General features: G+C 75.9%; 1 protein-coding gene. It reads right to left on the reverse strand.

Annotation, left to right across the window (positions count from 1 at the left end):
• A partial coding sequence (locus M3149_RS22720; protein WP_251711618.1) for a DUF3488 domain-containing protein occupies positions 1-473 on the reverse strand: 473 nt, incomplete at both ends.

Raw genomic sequence — 473 nt, forward strand, 5'->3', positions numbered from 1 at the left:
GAATCCGCCGTCGTCGCGGAACCACTGCTGCAGCGCGACCGCCTGCTCGAACCTGCTGGTCCGGCCCTGGGTCACCCGCTCGGCGAGGTCGCTGACGTAGGTGGGGAAGCCACGGGGGAGCTCGGTGCCGGGCTCGGCCACCGCCAGCGGCGCGATCGGTGCGGCCGCGAGCTGGGCGGCGGTCGGCGCGACGTCGAGCGACTGCACGCGGTAGGTCAGCCCGGCGACGGTCGCGTCGTCGGTGGCGCTGATGAAGTCCAGCGTGGAGCGGTCGTAGCGCCAGTCGCCCGGCACCTGGACCGAGACGGCGGGGTACGGCGTCGGCAGCCACTTGGACCGGAAGCTGTCGGCGGCGGTCAGCGTGGACGCGTACCGGCGCGTGGGTACGTCGGCCTCCAGCGCCGACGGCCGGGGCACCGCGCCGTCCGCGCGCTGGGCGACGGGGATGTCCCGGTCGGCGGGCCGCCACGCGT

Source organism: Hydrogenophaga intermedia (genome assembly GCF_023715105.1).
Taxonomy (GTDB): Bacteria; Pseudomonadota; Gammaproteobacteria; order Burkholderiales; family Burkholderiaceae_C; genus Hydrogenophaga; species Hydrogenophaga intermedia_A.